This is a genomic window from Jeotgalibacillus marinus (assembly GCF_040801915.1).
Classification (GTDB): domain Bacteria; phylum Bacillota; class Bacilli; order Bacillales; family Jeotgalibacillaceae; genus Jeotgalibacillus; species Jeotgalibacillus marinus.
Genome location: NZ_JBFMIA010000215.1, coordinates 1 through 255, shown reverse-complemented (window position 1 = coordinate 255; position 255 = coordinate 1). Strand labels below are relative to the sequence as shown.

General features: G+C 62.7%; 1 protein-coding gene. It reads left to right on the top strand.

Going from position 1 to position 255, the window contains the following annotated elements; genetic code table 11:
- Nucleotides 1-255: hypothetical protein (locus AB1471_RS17600; protein ID WP_367781015.1), on the top strand; the 255-nt coding region annotated here is incomplete at both ends.

Here is a 255-nt window from a genome sequence, read left to right as displayed (position 1 = left end):
ATTTCTCGCTGCAGCCCGACGCCAACATTCCGGCTCAGCAGGTCTCGTTCGGGACCTCGGGGCACCGCGGCTCGGCCTTCGATCGAGCCTTCAACGAGTGGCACGTCCTGGCGATCAGCCAGGCAATCTGCGAGTACCGCAAGTCCAGGGGCATCAACGGTCCTTTATTCCTCGGAATAGACACCCACGCGGTCTCTCCAGCCGCTCAGGCGAGCGCACTCGAAGTGCTGGCCGCGAACGGTGTTGACGTAATGC